This is a genomic window from Pseudomonas sp. LBUM1673, from assembly GCF_059695645.1.
The window spans coordinates 3456170-3472518 of sequence record NZ_CP166780.1 but is presented as its reverse complement, the minus strand read 5'-3'; the positions used below and the strand labels follow the sequence as shown (position 1 = coordinate 3472518).

General features: G+C 58.6%; 15 protein-coding genes, 2 tRNA genes and 1 pseudogene. 14 read left to right on the top strand and 4 right to left on the bottom strand.

Going from position 1 to position 16349, the window contains the following annotated elements; all coding sequences use genetic code 11:
* Positions 1 to 3: 3 nt before the first annotated feature.
* The gene (locus ACA044_RS15965; protein WP_497442276.1) at positions 4 to 945 is read right to left on the bottom strand and encodes a TerC family protein; all 942 of its coding nucleotides are present in this window, start codon (positions 943 to 945) and stop codon (positions 4 to 6) included.
* Positions 946 to 1392: 447 nt separating this feature from the next.
* On the bottom strand, positions 1393 to 1752 hold the full coding sequence (locus ACA044_RS15960) for a DUF6124 family protein (RefSeq protein ID WP_497447234.1): 360 nt from the start codon (positions 1750 to 1752) through the stop codon (positions 1393 to 1395).
* A gap of 870 nt (positions 1753 to 2622) precedes the next feature.
* Between ACA044_RS15960 and nirB the strand changes: the two genes are divergently transcribed.
* The 5 genes and pseudogenes from nirB to ACA044_RS15935 all read left to right on the top strand — a co-directional run bounded on the left by nirB (position 2623) and on the right by ACA044_RS15935 (position 7821).
* Entirely contained in the window at positions 2623 to 5184 is a 2562-nt protein-coding gene (gene nirB / locus ACA044_RS15955) for a nitrite reductase large subunit NirB (RefSeq protein WP_497442275.1), read from the top strand.
* Positions 5184 to 5570, top strand: a complete 387-nt coding sequence (gene nirD / locus ACA044_RS15950; RefSeq protein ID WP_497442274.1) for a nitrite reductase small subunit NirD — start codon at positions 5184 to 5186, stop codon at positions 5568 to 5570. Before nirB ends, nirD begins: the two co-directional genes overlap by 1 nt.
* Before the next feature lie 31 nt (positions 5571 to 5601).
* Entirely contained in the window at positions 5602 to 6042 is a 441-nt protein-coding gene (locus ACA044_RS15945; protein WP_497442273.1) for a CBS domain-containing protein, read from the top strand.
* Between the two features lie 144 nt (positions 6043 to 6186).
* A pseudogene (locus ACA044_RS15940) lies at positions 6187 to 6963 on the top strand (MCP four helix bundle domain-containing protein); the annotation flags it as partial.
* Positions 6958 to 7821 carry a methyl-accepting chemotaxis protein gene (locus ACA044_RS15935; protein ID WP_497447233.1) on the top strand — a complete coding sequence of 288 codons (864 nt, stop codon included), beginning with the start codon at positions 6958 to 6960 and terminating at the stop codon, positions 7819 to 7821. The pseudogene ACA044_RS15940 and the gene ACA044_RS15935, both read left to right, overlap by 6 nt.
* 30 nt (positions 7822 to 7851) lie before the next feature.
* Here ACA044_RS15935 and ACA044_RS15930 read toward each other — a convergent pair whose 3' ends face one another.
* Together ACA044_RS15930 and ACA044_RS15925 are read right to left on the bottom strand one after the other, a co-directional pair.
* Positions 7852 to 8625: an L-iditol 2-dehydrogenase gene (locus ACA044_RS15930; RefSeq protein WP_497442272.1), complete on the bottom strand. Its 774-nt coding sequence runs from the start codon at positions 8623 to 8625 to the stop codon at positions 7852 to 7854.
* Between the two features lie 190 nt (positions 8626 to 8815).
* Complete coding sequence (locus ACA044_RS15925; RefSeq protein WP_497442271.1) at positions 8816 to 10126, bottom strand: ABC transporter substrate-binding protein; 1311 nt, start codon at positions 10124 to 10126, stop codon at positions 8816 to 8818.
* A 312-nt stretch (positions 10127 to 10438) separates the two neighbouring features.
* On the opposite strand from ACA044_RS15925, the gene ACA044_RS15920 reads away from it, so the two are divergent.
* From ACA044_RS15920 to ACA044_RS15880, 9 genes are all read left to right on the top strand, one after another.
* The gene (locus ACA044_RS15920) at positions 10439 to 11344 is read left to right on the top strand and encodes a helix-turn-helix domain-containing protein (RefSeq protein WP_497442270.1); all 906 of its coding nucleotides are present in this window, start codon (positions 10439 to 10441) and stop codon (positions 11342 to 11344) included.
* 299 nt (positions 11345 to 11643) lie between these two features.
* Positions 11644 to 11717: transfer RNA gene (locus tag ACA044_RS15915), tRNA-Cys, on the top strand.
* A 195-nt stretch (positions 11718 to 11912) separates the two neighbouring features.
* Positions 11913 to 11999: transfer RNA gene (locus tag ACA044_RS15910), tRNA-Leu, on the top strand.
* A gap of 160 nt (positions 12000 to 12159) precedes the next feature.
* Entirely contained in the window at positions 12160 to 13476 is a 1317-nt protein-coding gene (locus tag ACA044_RS15905; protein WP_497442269.1) for a tyrosine-type recombinase/integrase, read from the top strand.
* Positions 13473 to 14186, top strand: a complete 714-nt coding sequence (locus ACA044_RS15900) for a hypothetical protein (RefSeq protein ID WP_497442268.1) — start codon at positions 13473 to 13475, stop codon at positions 14184 to 14186. Before ACA044_RS15905 ends, ACA044_RS15900 begins: the two co-directional genes overlap by 4 nt.
* A 59-nt stretch (positions 14187 to 14245) precedes the next feature.
* Positions 14246 to 14467, top strand: a complete 222-nt coding sequence (locus ACA044_RS15895; RefSeq protein ID WP_497442267.1) for a helix-turn-helix transcriptional regulator — start codon at positions 14246 to 14248, stop codon at positions 14465 to 14467.
* A complete protein-coding gene (locus ACA044_RS15890) occupies positions 14428 to 14649 on the top strand; it encodes a hypothetical protein (protein ID WP_497447339.1) in 222 nt (73 codons plus the stop codon). Before ACA044_RS15895 ends, ACA044_RS15890 begins: the two co-directional genes overlap by 40 nt.
* Positions 14650 to 14730: 81 nt before the next feature.
* Positions 14731 to 15123 (top strand): virulence-associated protein E, encoded by a 393-nt coding sequence (locus tag ACA044_RS15885; RefSeq protein WP_052963759.1) that lies wholly within the window; start codon positions 14731 to 14733, stop codon positions 15121 to 15123.
* The gene (locus ACA044_RS15880) at positions 15120 to 16232 is read left to right on the top strand and encodes an AAA family ATPase (protein WP_497442266.1); all 1113 of its coding nucleotides are present in this window, start codon (positions 15120 to 15122) and stop codon (positions 16230 to 16232) included. Before ACA044_RS15885 ends, ACA044_RS15880 begins: the two co-directional genes overlap by 4 nt.
* The last annotated feature ends 117 nt before the right edge of the window (positions 16233 to 16349 follow it).

The window sequence follows — 16349 nt, the reverse complement described above, 5'->3', positions numbered from 1 at the left end:
CAGCTACAGGGATCGCATTTGATCCTCCTTGCGGGTCAAGATCAGACTCAACAGCACCGAAGTCAGAATGATCCCGCCAACAACGGCCAGCGACCATTCAACCGGCATGTGAAGCCACGGCATCAACATCATCTTGGCGCCAATGAACACCAGCACGATCGCCAAACCGTATTTGAGCAGGTGGAAGCGGTAAGCCATGTCGGCCAGCAGGAAGTACAGGGCACGCAGGCCCATGATCGCGAAGATGTTCGACGTGAACACAATGAACGGATCGGTGGTGATGGCAAAGATCGCCGGGATGCTGTCGACCGCAAACATCAGGTCGCTGGCCTCGATCAGCACCAGCACCAGAAACATCGGCGTCGCCCAGTGCCGACCGTCTTGCACCACAAAAAAACGTTCGCCATGAAACTCATTGGTGACGTGCAGATGGCCGCGTATCCAGCGTAATAAAGGGTTTTTATCGAGGTCAGGCCGCTGACCGGAGAATGCCAGCATCTTGATCCCGGTGATGATCAGGAACACACCGAACACATACAGCAACCACGCGAACTGCGACACCAGCCACACGCCGGCGAAAATCATCGCCCCCCGCATCACGATTGCCCCGAGCACACCGTATAGCAGCATCCGGCGCTGCAACTCCGGCGGCACGGCGAAGTAGCCGAAAATCATCACGAAGACGAACATGTTGTCGATCGACAGCGACTGCTCGATCAGATAGCCCGTGAGGAATTCGAGGATTTTGCGCTGGGCGATCTCGGGTCCGAACTCGCCATTCAAGTACCACCAGAGCAATCCCGCGAAGGTCAGTGTTAGCGCGCACCACGCAATCACCCAGCACGACGCCTCGCGCACCGATACCCGATGCGCCTTGCGTCCGCCGAAAACAAACAGATCCACAGCCAGCATGGCGATGACGAAGACAATGAAGGTGACCCACATCCAGAGTTCACCGATGTTCAGGGGGGCATGTCGTTCTCCCTGTCTGGACTTGTTCTGGAGCCGACGGAGTCATGCTAGCGGGGAGATTGCAGCGAAGAAAAATCGAATATTCTTTACCAATAATTCGTTATTTACGAAGTGTCGCTGATAATGCTCAGCGCGATGCAGCTCTGCTGGCGGAAAAGTTGCGAGGCTGCTGGGGTCATGCCGGCTCCCGTAATAGAAAACTGGCATTCGACAAAAGGCGTTCTTTCATCCTGCTCGCGTGAACGATAACGCGCTACCCCAGGCCCGACACAAAGCCCTGCCAGCCAGTTGGCAGATACAACAAGCACCGAGAAATCTGTGGCGAGGGAACTTGCTCCCGCTGGGGCGCGAAGCGGCCCCAAAAAAGGGACCGCTGCACAGCCCAACGCAAGTAACCCCTTGCACCACAGCAGACCGCACCTACTCAGGCGGATTCATTTGATCCAGCACCCGGTTCGCGGTGATCTCCGCCACCATTATGCTGTTGGAAATGCCCAGCAGCGCGTGACGCGACTCACCCTCCAGATGATCTACCAACTGATGGACCATCACATCGACCGAGGCCAGCGTCTCGACCAAAAAAACCGCCAGGGTTTCGGTCGTGGCCTCTGGGTCCACGGCAAACAGCTTGCTGGGTTTACGCGCGGTGGCTTTGATGTCGGCGATCGAGTTGAGGTGATAATCGAGGGCCCGCTCGGCGGCCTCGTTGAGTTTTTTTGAATTGGGTTCGTATGGGGATATCGGATCGGTGTCCGGTGGGTTGGGCGTAACTTTGAACATAAGCTGGCTTCTCTGATTGGGTGCCAACCCTCCTGCTGCTAAACGAGAGGGAGGCAGCTGTACGCAGGTTAGCAGACCGGGGAAGCTAGCAAAGCCGGCGCGCCCGAAGGCGCCCTGCGCACAACCACCATCAAGTGCAGGCATGGGTATGCCTGACTGACAAGAGCTGTGCAGCTTGCTTGTAACCCCGGGCTGCTAAACCCGATCACTGATGGGCAGTGACAGGAACCAAGTTACCGAGCGGCCCCAAGGCGCACAAGCCGGCGGATTCTGGCGTAAGCGTAGGCAACGGCGCAAGATCTTGTAGCTTGCAGGAAGTAACCTTGATGGCGCTTAAACAGGCTCCTTTAAACGATGTTGAATGATCTGGCACGCACTTCCTACAAGCGGTGAAAACCTCGAAAAAACCGCTACATGCACTTTTATAAAGCGCGATGCCATAAAAACGTGCACCCACCGCGAGCGCTGCACCGAGTTTTCTCCTCTGCCAGTGCCCACATCCGCTGTTGCAAACGATCCACGCAACCACTTCTGAAAGACCGTCCTCTCCCGCCAGAACACGCCTATTCCACGGTCGCCAAGCCTATTCGCCGATTGTTCAGCCGTGAGGTTTTCAGCGCGAGTGAAGTATCAAGCGGCCGGCTGGCACAAAGGCTGCATTGATCCCCTCAGGTCCATCGAAAACAGATGGGCAGCCCACTCGATCAACGAAGATCGACCGGCCGAGCAGGTCGTGGGCAACATCGGTGGATCAGGCGAAGGCGCCAGGTCGAACACCGCGAAGAACAGGCAAAGACGCCTGAAACCGAGAGGTTTCAGGCGTTTTTTTTTGCTTTTTTAACCGTGATTGGCTTTGGCTGGGTGCTTACTATGAATTCCAATGTTGCCGCGTTGAACAAACTGCAAACACTGATCGTGATCGGCAATGGCATGGTCGGACATCATTGTGTCGAGCAGCTCATCGAGCGCGGCGCCCTCGACCACTATCGCCTGCATGTCTTCAGCGAAGAGCCGATGCGTGCCTACGACCGTGTGCATCTGTCCGAGTATTTCGGTGGTCGCGATGCCGAGTCGCTGGCTCTGGGCGAAGCCTCTCTGTACCAGACGCCGGGCGTCACCCTGCATCTTGGCGTGCCCGTGTTGGAAATCGACCGGGCGCGACGTCAGGTGATCACCGCACAAGGTTGCGTCTCGTACGACAAACTGGTTCTGGCCACCGGCTCTTATCCATTTGTGCCACCTATTGAAGGTGCAGAAGGCGACTCGCGCCTGGTGTATCGCACCCTGGAAGACCTCGACGCCATTCGTGCCGCGGCGGCCAATGCCCGGCGTGGCGTGGTGGTCGGCGGTGGCCTGCTCGGCCTGGAAGCCGCCAACGCCCTGAAAAGCCTGGGCCTGGAAGCGCATGTGGTGGAATTTGCCCCACGCCTGATGCCGGTGCAACTGGACGAGCAGGGTGGCTTGGCGTTGAAAGCGCAAATCGAGCGACTCGGCGTGGGTGTGCATCTGTCCCGTGGCACGCAGTCGATCAGTGCCGGCGAGCAGTACCGCTACCGGATGAATTTTGCCAATGACGAATTTCTCGAAGCCGACCTGATCGTGTTCTCCGCCGGCATCCGCGCGCAAGACGCGCTGGCCCGCCAATGCGCGCTGGACATTGGTCCGCGTGGCGGCGTGGTGATTGACGATCAGTGCCTGACCAGCGATCCGAACATCTATGCCATCGGCGAGTGCGCCGCCTGGAATGGCAGCCTCTTCGGTCTGGTCGCCCCCGGTTATCAGATGGCCCGTGGCGTCGCGTCGCTGCTGTGCAATCAAGTGGCGGAGCCGTTCCAGGGCGCCGACATGTCGACCAAGCTCAAACTGCTCGGCGTCGATGTCGGCTCCATCGGTGATGCTCACGCCCAGACGCCGGGTGCGCGCAGTTATCAGTTCATCGATGAAGCCACGGCCAGCTACCGTCGCCTGGTGGTGGATGCTGACAGCAAACGCGTGCTCGGCGCGGTGCTGGTCGGCGACAACAGCTACTACGACACCTTGCTGCAATACATGCAGAACGGCATTGCCTTGCCGTCGGAACCTGCCAGCCTGATTCTGCCATCGTCCACCGGTGCGCCAACCCTGGGCCCGGGCGCGTTGCCTGAGGCAGCGACGGTGTGTTCGTGCCATAACGTCACCAAGGGCTCGATCTGCTCGGCTATCGACGGTGGCTGCACCGACTTGGGCCTGCTCAAGTCGCAGACCAAGGCCTGCACCGGTTGCGGCGGTTGTGCCGGGCTGCTCAAGCAAGTGTTCGAGCATGAATTGATTGCTCGCGGCGTCAGTGTCGACAAGAGCCTGTGCGAACACTTCGCCTACACCCGTCAGGAGCTTTACGCGCTGGTGCGGGTAGAAGGGGTGATCACCTTCGAAGAACTGCTGGCCAAACACGGTCGCGGCCACACCGGTTGCGACGTGTGCAAACCGGCGGTGGGCTCGATCCTCGCCTCGTGCTGGAACCAGCCGATCATGGACACCTCGTTGGTGCCGTTGCAGGACACCAACGACACCTTCATGGCCAACATGCAGAAAAACGGCACCTATTCGGTGGTGCCGCGCATCGCCGGGGGCGAGATCACAGCCGACAAGCTGATCGCGATTGGTGTGGTGGCGAAGAAATACGACCTCTACACCAAAATCACCGGCGGCCAGCGGATCGACTTGTTCGGCGCGCAGTTGCATCAGTTGCCAGACATCTGGTCCGAGCTGATTGAGGCCGGTTTCGAAACCGGGCATGCCTACGGCAAATCTACCCGCACGGTGAAGTCTTGCGTCGGCAGCACCTGGTGCCGTTACGGCGTGCAAGACAGCGTGAAAATGGCCCTGACCCTCGAGGATCGCTACAAAGGTCTGCGCTCGCCGCACAAGCTCAAGTTCGCGGTCTCCGGTTGCACCCGTGAATGTGCCGAGGCGCAGAGCAAAGACGTGGGCGTGATCGCCACCGAGAACGGCTGGAACCTCTATGTGGCCGGTAACGGCGGCATGCGTCCGCGTCATGCCGAGCTGTTCGCCACTGACCTGGATGATGAAACCCTGATCCGTTACATCGACCGGTTCCTGATGTTCTACATCCGCACCGCCGACAAATTGCAGCGCACCTCGGTCTGGCGCGAAAGCCTGGAGGGCGGCCTGGATTACCTCAAGGACGTGATCATCAACGACAGCCTGGGCCTCGGCGCGGAACTCGAATCGCAGATGCAACTGGTGGTCAACCGCTACGAATGCGAATGGGCCAACGCCCTCAAAGACCCGGAAAAACTCAAGCGCTTCCGCACCTTCGTCAACGATCAACGCCCGGACCCGGACATCCATTTTGTTCAGGAACGCGGTCAACGCCGGCCGATCATGGCCGCCGAACTCAACCTTATCCCTGTCACCGAGGAGAATGCCTGATGAGTCAGTCCAATACCCAGCGTGTCAACGCCCTTGCCACGGCGGCCAATGCTCAAGCCTGGCAGGCGGTGTGCAGCCAGCAGGATCTGGTCAGCAACTCCGGTGTCGTCGTCTGGCTCGACGGCGCCCAGGTGGCGCTGTTCTACCTGCCGCAGGCTGAAGGCCGCACCCTCTACGCCATCGACAACCATGATCCGCAATCCGGTGCGAACGTCATCGGCCGCGGATTGATCGGCAGCCTCAAGGGCGATCTGGTGGTGGCGTCGCCGATCTACAAACAGCACTTCCGTCTTGAGGACGGCAGTTGCCTGGAGTACCCGGAGCAGCGCCTGCGGGTCTGGCCGGTGCGCTTGAACGCCGGCATCGTGGAAGTCGCGGCGGCTTGACTGCCGCCCTGAACCGTATCGGAGAACGTTGATGAAGACAGCCGCACAGTTGTTGAAACTGAAAGTCGTGCAAAACCAGCAGGTGCACAGCATCGCTCCGGATCAAATGGTCCTCGACGCCCTGAAAATGATGGCCGAGAAGAACGTCGGCGCGTTGCCCGTCATCGAAGAAGGGCAGGTGGTTGGCGTCATCAGTGAGCGCGACTATGCGCGCAAGGTGGTTCTACAGGGTCGCTCTTCGGTCGGTACGCCGGTGCGCGAGATCATGAGCGCGCCGGTGGTGACCGCCGACAGCCTGCAGAGCATCGAGCGCTGCATGGCGGTCATGACCGACAGTCATTTGCGCCATCTGCCCGTGCTGGAGGGGGGTGAATTGATCGGGCTGCTGTCGATTGGCGACCTGGTCAAGGAAGCCATCGTCGAGCAGGCGGGTTTGATCCGGCAACTGGAGCACTACATTCGCGGGCACTGAGGACGCTGGGTAGCTGAATCACAAGGTCAAACGCGACAGGGCATACCGCAGGTCGTAAATACCGACTCGAGTGGAAATTACCCTAAGTAACCGGTTGGAACAGTCGATAACCCCGTAAGCGCGGCAACTTTGCCGACCACGCACATGCCGACAGGGGAACACCGAGTGTCCATAAAGTTACGTTTGATTTTGCTGATCGGCACCAGTTTGCTCACCGCCCTGATCGTGAGCCTGGTCAGCTATCTGGGAAATACCCGGATGGCTGAAGCGGTGAGTGACAACGAGGTCAGCATGACCGCGCTGCGCAACCACCTCGAAGCCGACATGATGCACGATGCGCTGCGCGCGGATGTGCTGTCGGCGATGTTGGTCGGGCTGGGTAAAAGCGACAGCAGCAAAACCGAGGTGCGCAGCTCCATCGATGAACATGCGGCGCGTTTTCGTGAGGTGCTTGGTGACAACCTCAAGCTGCCGGTGAACGCCACCCTCAAGGCAGCGCTGGACAAGATCAAGCCCAGCCTTGATACGTACATCAGTGCCGCCGAACGCATTGTCGGGCTGGCGCTGGAAAATCCGGATACCGCACAGCAGCAACTGGGCACGTTCAATAACGCGTTCAGCCAACTGGAAGACCAGATGGGCGCCCTCAGCGAGCTCATCGAAACCGACACCCAACAGACCGGCGCGGGCACTCAGCAAGCCATCAGCAGTGCCAACTTCACCCTCGGCGTAGTACTCATTGCCAGTTTGTTACTGCTGCTCGTCCAGGGACGCTGGGTCATCCTGAGCATCATGGGGCCGTTGCAGACCGCCAGTCACATCGCCGACAGCATCGCCCATGGCAACCTGAGCGAACCTATCGTAGAGCCCACCGGCAAGGACGAAGCCAGCACTTTGGTTCGCAGCCTGGCGACTATGCAGCGCGACCTGCGCGGCATGATCGAGGTGGTTCGCAGCAACGCCCATGGCGTGAGCGGCATGAGCCAGCAATTGAGCAGCGGCTGCCATCAGGTCGCGGGCAGCAGCCAGCAGCAAAGCGTCGCCGCCAGCACCATGGCCGCGGCCGCCAGCGAGATGACCGCGAGCATCGAGGAAATCACCCGGCATGCCGAACGTGCACTAAACATGGCCAACCAGGCCGAGGAACTGGCCAAGGACGGCGGTCGCGTGATCCATCAAGTGGTCAGCGACATGGACGGTATTGCGCGTTCGGCGCAGCAGTCGGCCCAGGTGATTCGCACCCTGGACAAGGAATCCGAAGGGATTTTCAGCATCATTCAGGTGATCAAGGGCATCGCCGATCAAACCAACCTGTTGGCGCTTAACGCCGCCATCGAGGCTGCTCGCGCCGGTGAGCAGGGGCGTGGTTTTGCTGTGGTGGCCGATGAGGTGCGCAGCCTGGCGGGCCGCACCAGCGCCTCCACCCAGGAAATCGCCGCCATGGTCGCACGCATCCAGCAAAGTACCCGTGAGGCGGTCACTAGCATGGAAGCGGGCGTCGCTCAGGTCGACAAAGGCATGGCGGTGACCGCCGACGTCGAGCGCGCCATCCGCGAAATCCTCCAGGCCACGCTCAATACCACTGAGCTGGTCAATGACATCAGCCGCACGATCGGTGAGCAGAGCCTGGCCAGTAACGAAATCGCGCACCAGGTGGAAATGATTGCCGGCATGTCCGAAGGCAACAGCAAGGTTATCAACCAGACCGCCTCGACCACCGATGAGCTGTCCACTCTGGCGGGCCAGCTTTCGCAATCGGTGGATCGGTTTCGTCTTTGAGGTATTGGCTGGGCCTGTTCCGGGGGCCAGTCAGCTCATCCAGTTGCCGCCATCGACGTTATAAGTCTGCGCCACGATGTACTCGCTCTCGGCCGATGCCAGGAAGATCGCCATACCGACAAGGTCTTCTGCCGTGCCCATGCGTCCGTAGGGTACTTCCTGACCCGCCATCCTTTTCTTTTCCCCGATCGGCCGGTTTTCATAACGGGCGAACAGCGCATCGACGCCATCCCAATGCTCGCCGTCCACCACACCCGGGGCGATGGCGTTCACGTTGATTTTATGGGGGATGAGATTGAGACCGGCCGATTGCGTGAGGCTGATCACCGCCGCTTTGGTCGCGCAATACACCGCAACGAGCGCTTCACCCCGTCGACCGGCCTGACTGGCCATGTTGATGATCTTGCCGCCGTGGCCCTGGCTGATCATCTGTTTAGCCGCGGCCTGCAGCGTGAACAGAGTGCCGGAAACGTTGATCGAGAACAGCCGTTCGTAGCTGTCGCGTGAGATCTCGGTAATCGGCGCGAGATCAAACAGTGCCGCGTTGTTGATCAGGATATCGAGCTTGCCTGCGGTGGCGATGACCTTGGCGACGGCACTGTCGATTGATTGCTGATCGGTCACGTTCATCTCGACCGCATAGGCATTGGGCCCCAACTCAGCCGCCGTGGCTTGCGCACGTTCCAGGTTGATGTCTGCGATCGCAACCGTAGCGCCTTCGTGGATATAGGCTTGCGCAAACGTTCTCCCTATCCCTCTGGCGGAACCGGTAATGAGGGCGCTTTTTCCTTCCAAACGTTTCATTTTTCCCATCCATTCGTAAGAGCTATAGAGACGCCCCCGTTGAGGGCGTGAAAAGTGGTCGTCAGTCTGTGAAGACCCCCTGTAGGAGCGAGGCTTGCCCGCGAAGAATGCACCGCCGTTTTTCAGGTATTACGCGTCATCGTTCTTCGCGGGCAAGCCTCGCTCCTACAGGTTCTGCGCCAAGCCGTTGCTATTTGGGATACCCGGCGCGCTTCATCTCGCGTTCGGTGGTTTGCTGAGCGGCGGCCAGGGCCTGCTCCACCGGCATCTGCCCGGTGAGCGCCGCGGACACTAGCTTGCCGACCGACGTGCCGATGGCCTGGAACTCGGGAATGGTCACGTACTGGATGCCGACGTAGGGCACGGGTTGGGCAGACGGGTGCGCAGGGTCGGCGTGCTGCATCATTTTCAGCGTGACACTGGCGAAGGGCGCGGCCTGCAAGTAGGCCTCGCTGTAGGTGGACATCCGTGTGCCCGGCGGTACGTTGCTGATGCCATCCTTCTCGGCGACCAGTTGGATGTACTCCTTGGAGGTCGCCCAGGTCACAAAGGCTTTGGCGGCCTCCTTGTGTTTGGACGTTGCCGGGATAGCCAGCGACCAGGCATAGAGCCAGGACGAGCCCTTGTCGGTGACTTGCGTGGGCGCGGCGACGAAGCCAACGTTATCAGCCACTTTGCTTTGCGTTTTGTCCGTGATGAAGGAGCCGGCGACGCTGGCATCCACCCAGATCGCGCATTTGCCGCTGTTGAACAGGGCCAGCGTTTCGTTGAAGCCATTGCTCGAAACACCGGGCGGGCCGTACTGCTTGAGGGTGTTGACGTAGAAGTTGGCGGCGGCGGTCCATTCCGGCCCGGTGAGTTGCGGCTTCCATTGTTCGTTGAACCAGCGCGCGCCAAAAGCGTTGGACATGGTGGTCAGCAGGGCCATGTTTTCACCCCAACCGGCCTTGCCGCGCAGGCACATTCCATACTGCTCTTTATCCGGCTGGTGCAGCTTGCCGGCGAACTCACCGAGCTGGGTCCAGGTCGGGTGCTCGGGCATCGTCAGGCCGGCGTCCTTGAACAAGTCGGTCCGGTAATAGGTGATGGTGCTTTCGCCATAGAACGGCAGGGCATAGAGCGTGTCGTTGACTGACAGTCCCTGACGAACCGAGGGAAAGATGTCATCGAGTTGATAGCTGGCGGGCAGGTCCTTCATCGGCTCCAGCCAATGCTTGGCCCCCCACAGTGGCGTTTCGTAAGTGCCGATGGTGAGCACGTCGAACTGGCCGCCCTGGGTAGCAATGTCGGTGGTCAGGCGCTGACGCAACACGTTCTCTTCGAGCACCACCCAGTTGAGCTTCACATCAGGGTGCAGTTGTTCGAATGTTTTGGACAGCCGCTGCATGCGGATCATGTCGCTGTTGTTCACGGTGGCGATGGTCACCGTTTCGCCAGCCTGGCAGAGCAGGGCGCAGGACAAGCCAGCCGACAGAAAAAACGCGCTTGGAATGATCTTCATCGTGTTCTCCGCTCTGCGCCTTGGGCGGCAGATGCTTTATTGTTGTTGTAATCCACGCTGCGAGTCATACCCGCAACGGGATGACCACAGGATTACAGCAACCCAAGCGGTGAACAAATGAACGGCATACACGCCACTGATACTTTTTTAACCGTGGAAAAAAAGTATCAGTGGCCGCCATGTAGTGCACTAGGCGCCGGGCACCCTTAGTGTAAATCTCATGCCTGCGCCCTGAGGCTTCGAATCAGCTTCGACTCGTCCCAGGCTTCGCGGTACCTTGATAAAACCAACAAAAATGGAATCGCCAGGGTGATGAACCATCATGTAACCGCAGACAAGCCACCAGCGCTTGAAGTCATTCTGAACGAGCCCCAGCACAGCTTTCGTTGGTATGAGCATGACTATCCCTTCGACCTTGCTCGCTGGAATCATCATCCGGAATTCGAGATCCACCTGATCCGCGAAGGCAGCGGACGGCTGTTAGCCGGTGACTATATCGGCGTGTTCGAGGCCGGCCATGTCGCTCTGATCGGCCCCGGCCTGCCTCACGACTGGATCAGCGACCTGGGCAAAGGAGAGGTGATTGCCGATCGTGACGTCGTGTTGCAATTCGATGGTCAGCTGCTGATGCAGTTGCGCGAGAAGGTCCCTGAACTCAGCGAGTTGCAAAGCCTGTTTCGCCAAGCGGCGCAGGGCATCGAATTTCACGGCGTTACTCGCAAAAAAGCGGCCCGATTGCTGGAAGACATCGGCCAGTGCCACGGATTGCAGCGACTTTGCCTGTTCCTGTCGTTGCTACAGTTGTTGGCGTCGGCCCCGGACAGCGAGAAACAGACGCTAGCCAGCCTGCAATATGCGCCCATGCTCGACGCGTTGACGGCCCAGCGCATGAGCATTGTGTTCGACTACATCCTGAACGACCTCGCTGATGAGTTGCGGATGTCCGTCATCGCCCAGCGTCTGGACATGAATGAACCGGCCTTCTCCAAATTCTTTAAGCGTGCCACCGGACATACCTTCGTCGACCTGACGCGCAAACTGCGAGTCCAGCGCGCCTGCCGTTTGTTGGCGCAAAGCAGTTTCAGCGTTGCAGATATCTGCTTTGAAGTGGGTTACGCCAACTTATCGAATTTCAATCGGCACTTCCGTCACGAAATGCACGAGACGCCCAGCCAGTATCGGCAACGGTTGCAACGGGCGGTGGCGGTCAGTCATTAAAGGGCACAAGATCAAAAGATCGCAGCCTTCGGCAGCTCCTACATGGATCCGCGTACATCTGTAGGAGCTGCCGAAGGCTGCGATCTTTTGCTTTGTCGCGTCAGACCTGATTTGGCGATCTCGAATTATTTTCCTCCAGTTCTTGACATGCCTTCCGATCCAGTCCAGAATTGCGTCCATTCCTGATTCAGGAAGACGAAAACCCCTTAGATTTCAAAGGGTTGGAAGCTAGATTAGAATCTCGTTTCCAGATACAAGTTTATCCGTTTGATGTCGTGTTACTGACATCAGATGTTTGAGGCCGAATAGCAAAATGGTTATGCAGTGGATTGCAAATCCACCTACGCCGGTTCGATTCCGACTTCGGCCTCCACTTTAAACGAGCTCCGTAGATCCATGATCTACGGAGCTTTTTTATTTTCGCAGTCCTGCAAGATTTAGTCTTGAAAAGGATCTTTGCGAACTTGCTTCACCGGGGCGGGATGTATATATTTCCCCCTCTGTTGCACAAGCGTCAGAACGGCCAGATCGTTATTGGTCAGCCGTCAGACTGCTTTACCGCGCTACCGCCCGAATGGCGAAACTGGTAGACGCATGGGACTTAAAATCCCCCGTTCGTAAGGACGTGCCGGTTCGATTCCGGCTTCGGGCACCAATAGTATGATTTCAGATGTTCCCGTAAACACCTGAAACCTAGAGAAACCGGCCTTATAGCCGGTTTTTTTGTGTCTGAATATCCCCGTATGTTCCTGTACAGCCCCAAGATTTAGGTATACGTTTAGGTATATATCGGTTCGATATCGAGGCGTATACCTATGGCGCGCACCGTAACCCCCCTTACCGACCCCAAATGCGAGGCCGCCAAGCCCCGCTCAAAGGACTACACCCTGTTCGACGGGCAAGGGCTTTTTTTGCTTGTAAAGGCTACCGGCACCAAGGTCTGGCGCTTCAAGTATAAAAAGCCAAGCGGTAAGCCTGGTCTGGCAACGTTCGGCAACTACCCGGCTCTCGGTCTGAAAGCCGCCCGCGCGCGTCGAGCCGATGCACTCGAGTTGCTGGCGCATGGCCAAGACCCCATCGAGAGCGCTAAGCAAGCAAAGATCGAGGCGGCCAATGAGGCGGGGAACACCTTTGAGGCGCTGGCCCTGGAATGGCACGCCAGCATGGCCGGCAAATGGTCGAAGGATCACGCGGCCAGGGTGCTGAAAGAGATTGAGGTTGATCTTTTCCCCATGCTGGGCAAACGCCCCGTATCCGACCTGAAAACCCGCGACCTGCTGGCCTGTCTGAAGACGGTAGAGAAGCGCGGCGCGCTTGATGTGGTTGGGCGACTGCGTCAGCGCATCGCCGGAATCATGCGAATCGCCGTTCAGCGCAACTTCATCGTATACAACCCGGCGCTTGATCTGGTGGGGGGGACTGCCACCCGCAAGACCAAACACCGCCCGGCCTTGCCCCTTGAGCGGTTGCCGGAGTTGTTGCAACGCTGCGAGGCTGACACCGGACGACCGCTTACCTGTCTTGCTGTAAGCCTCGCTTTACTGGTGTTCATTCGTTCTAGTGAGCTGCGCTTTGCTCGCTGGTCTGAGTTCGATTTTACCCGGAGCATGTGGACGATTCCCGGCGAACGGGCACCAATCGAGGGCGTCAAGAGGTCGCACCGAGGAGCAAAGATGGGGACTCCGCACCTGGTCCCGTTGTCACGCCAGACGCTTGAAGTACTAGAGCAGATACGCCGGCTTAGCGGGCTTTTTGATCTGGTGTTGCCGGGCGATCACTACCACTGGCGGCCAATGTCGGAGAACACCGTAAACAAGTCACTGCGCCGCATGGGGTACGACACGAAGATTGAGGTTTGCGGGCACGGTTTCCGCACTATGGCCTGTTCCGCGTTGGTCGAGTCCGGCCTCTGGTCGCGTGACGCGGTTGAACGGCAAATGAGCCACCAAGAGCGCAATGGCGTGCGCGCGGCCTATATCCACAAGGCTGAGCACTTGGAAGAGCGTCGACTGATGATGACCTGGTGGGCCGATTATCTGGACGCCAACCGGGAAAAGCACATCACGCCCTACGAGTTCGCGCATAAAGTCAGTGTTGACGAGCCCAGAGCTCTAGGGGCGGTGGGAGCATGATAAAACCTGACATGCTGCCGATCATTGAAGCGCACCTTACGCAATGGGATTGCGGGGAAAGTGAGTACACGCGGGACTTTCTGGCCGGGGTCATCCTTCGTGCTGAGATTGAACGGGCGCCAATTGATATTGACCTCGCATTTGAGATGCCTTGTCAGGAGCTGGCCGGGCGAGCCCTTGACTGCTTGGTAAAGACCACCGGCTACAGTCCTGACTGGTTCGAATCATTGAGCGATTGCCAACACATGAAGTTTTACAGCTTCGGCTTTCATTTGCCCAAATATGTCTGCTCGCTGCTGGATGTCCGATCATCTTGTCTATTGGTGCTGGGCCATATCAAAGAAGCTCGGCAGTTTGATCCAGACAGCCATGCCGAGTGCGCTGTTGAGGAGGTTCGAGAGCTGATCAAACGGTTGGAGTCACTTGAAATGGCAGTAGCGGAGCGCCATTTTTTGCAAAAGGACCTGCACTCCACCGTTGAAGCTGAGCAGGCAGTCAGGTCTGAGATTGCCCAAAAGTACAGGCAGAAGATGGAGACGGCCCGCGCCGGACGAACCGCCCTTCACGATTGGGCGGCAGTCGCCAAGCTGGAAGCGGAGTTGTTGGCTACCGGCAAGTCGCGGCGCGAGTTCGCAAATATCATCGAGCGGCGTTTAAAAATCCCGAAATCAACCTATCGAGAGTGGCGGCGTAAACAAACGACGGGGTAATTATTTGGCCGTTGTTTCGATAACTATCTTGTGAGCGTCACCCATACGGAGGCGCTCAAATGCACCCTGCAACGACTCCCGCAAAAGCTCTAATCCGCCAGCCAGCGCTGTGTCGCTGGTTGGACCTATCCCGCTCGGGCTTGGACAAGCTCCGCAAGAAAGACCCGACCTTCCCGAAGCCGATCAAAGACGGCGACACCCGCCAGGCTGCTGCGTATTACGTCGTGGCTGAGGTGGATGCATGGCTGCGCGCCAAGATCAAAGCGAGGGACGCAGCATGAAAATGGCCGCCTTTGCGAAGAAAAATGGCCTCGAACTGATGCAGGTTCAGTCAAACCGAAATGCGCTCGAGTGCCCGGTTGGTAAACCGTCGCGCAGATTTCTTCAAATCTCCATTCGGAGCATCGCCCTTGAAGCACGATGCTACGTGCAGCTCGTCCGCACTCCACAATCGCGCCACTGACTTGCACCGCAACGAGTACGCCGTCGACCTGCAGCCCTACTTGGTCCTGATCTCTCTGTGCTGGTTTTGCGAGGTACAACTATGATGCCCGCCGACAAGCTGTTGCCGCGTCTAAATAAGGTGCGCCCCCTTAAACCAAGCCAATGGGTCGCCTGCTGCCCAGCTCATGATGACCGCAATCCGAGCCTGAAGATCACGGAAGCAGGGGACGGCACGCTACTGCTGAAATGCTGGGCTGGCTGCTCGGCGGCGCAAATCGTCGCGGCTATCGGCCTGGATATGCGCGACCTGTTTCCTGATGGCGGCCAGCGCTCCTCCCCAAGAGGGCCCAGTCGTGCGGCAGTTGAGCACGAGCGTCACATCGTCGCGATTGGCCTGTCCCTGCAAGCTCGAGGCGAGAAGCTGCCGAAGTCAGATTTAGACCGCTTGGAGTTGGCACGTCGCCGTCTGGCTCAATGGGAGGAGCGTGTATGAATGCAAAGGCACAAGACCGTTATGGCGACCAGTGGGCCGAGGTTGACCAGCGTCTGTCCAGCACAAGGCCCTTCCGGTTCATCGCCGCCTGCGACATGCCGGTGAAGCCAGTCGCGTGGCTAGTTCGCGAATACATCGAGGAAGATGCGCTTGCTGTAGTGTATGGCCCACCCGGCAAGGGCAAATCCTTCTTGGCCCTGGATTTGTCGTGCTGCATCGCTATGGGTATCCCGTTCCACGGGCATGATGTGAAGCGGGGAACAGTGTTCTACATTGCGGGCGAGGGCCACAACGGGCTGGCGCGACGTTTGCGAGCATGGGCTCAGCACAATGGCACCGACATGCCGGCACTGTTATTCGTGTCCGATGCTTCTACCGACCTATCCAGCGCTACCAACGTGGCGAAGGTAGCCGAGTCGGTTCAACAACTCGCAGACGCAACCGGCGAAGCCCCGGCTCTGATCGTTATCGACACGATGGCCCGCAACTTCGGCGGTGACGAAAACAGCGCAACGGAAGTTGGGCAGTTTGTGCGCAATGCCGACGTGCTACGCCGACACTGGAAGGCTACTGTGCTGATCGTCCACCACAGCGGTAAGGATGGGGAAAAGGGCGCGCGTGGGTCGTCCGCCCTGAAGGGGGCTGCTGATGCCGAGTACGAAGTCAGTCGGAGCGACGTAGACAAACTGATCCGACTGACCCCGCGCAAGATGAAGGACGCAGAGGAGCCGCCGCCGCTCGCCTTCGAGCTAGTGGGGGTGTCGGTGCGCGACGATAGCGGAAGTTTGGTTGGCGGCGCGGCGTTGAAGTTGACTGAGTACACCGCACCTGTTCCTGCGACGAAGCCGCAGGGGAAGAACCAGCAGAAGGCCTTGGACGTCCTGAACCAGATGTGGGGGGAGGTCGCTACGCGGCTTGCCAAGCAGGGCCGAGAAGATCATCCGATCAACATCCTGTTCGATGACTGGAAGGCGCGCTGCGAGGTTGTCGGGCTGGATCGCAACCGCGCCAAAGAGGCGTGTGAAGGCTTGCAGAAGCGTGGAGTAGTTGAACGGGACGGACCGCATGTCCTGGTAACTGAGTCTGTCCGAAGAAAACGAAACCCTTAGGGACTTCGGACTATTCGGACGCTTACAGGCCTGTGCCTTTCGGGCATATCGGACAGGCCGATGAATTACCCGACCTCGAGGAGTTTTGACTATGACCACCTTGGACTATTTGCGTCG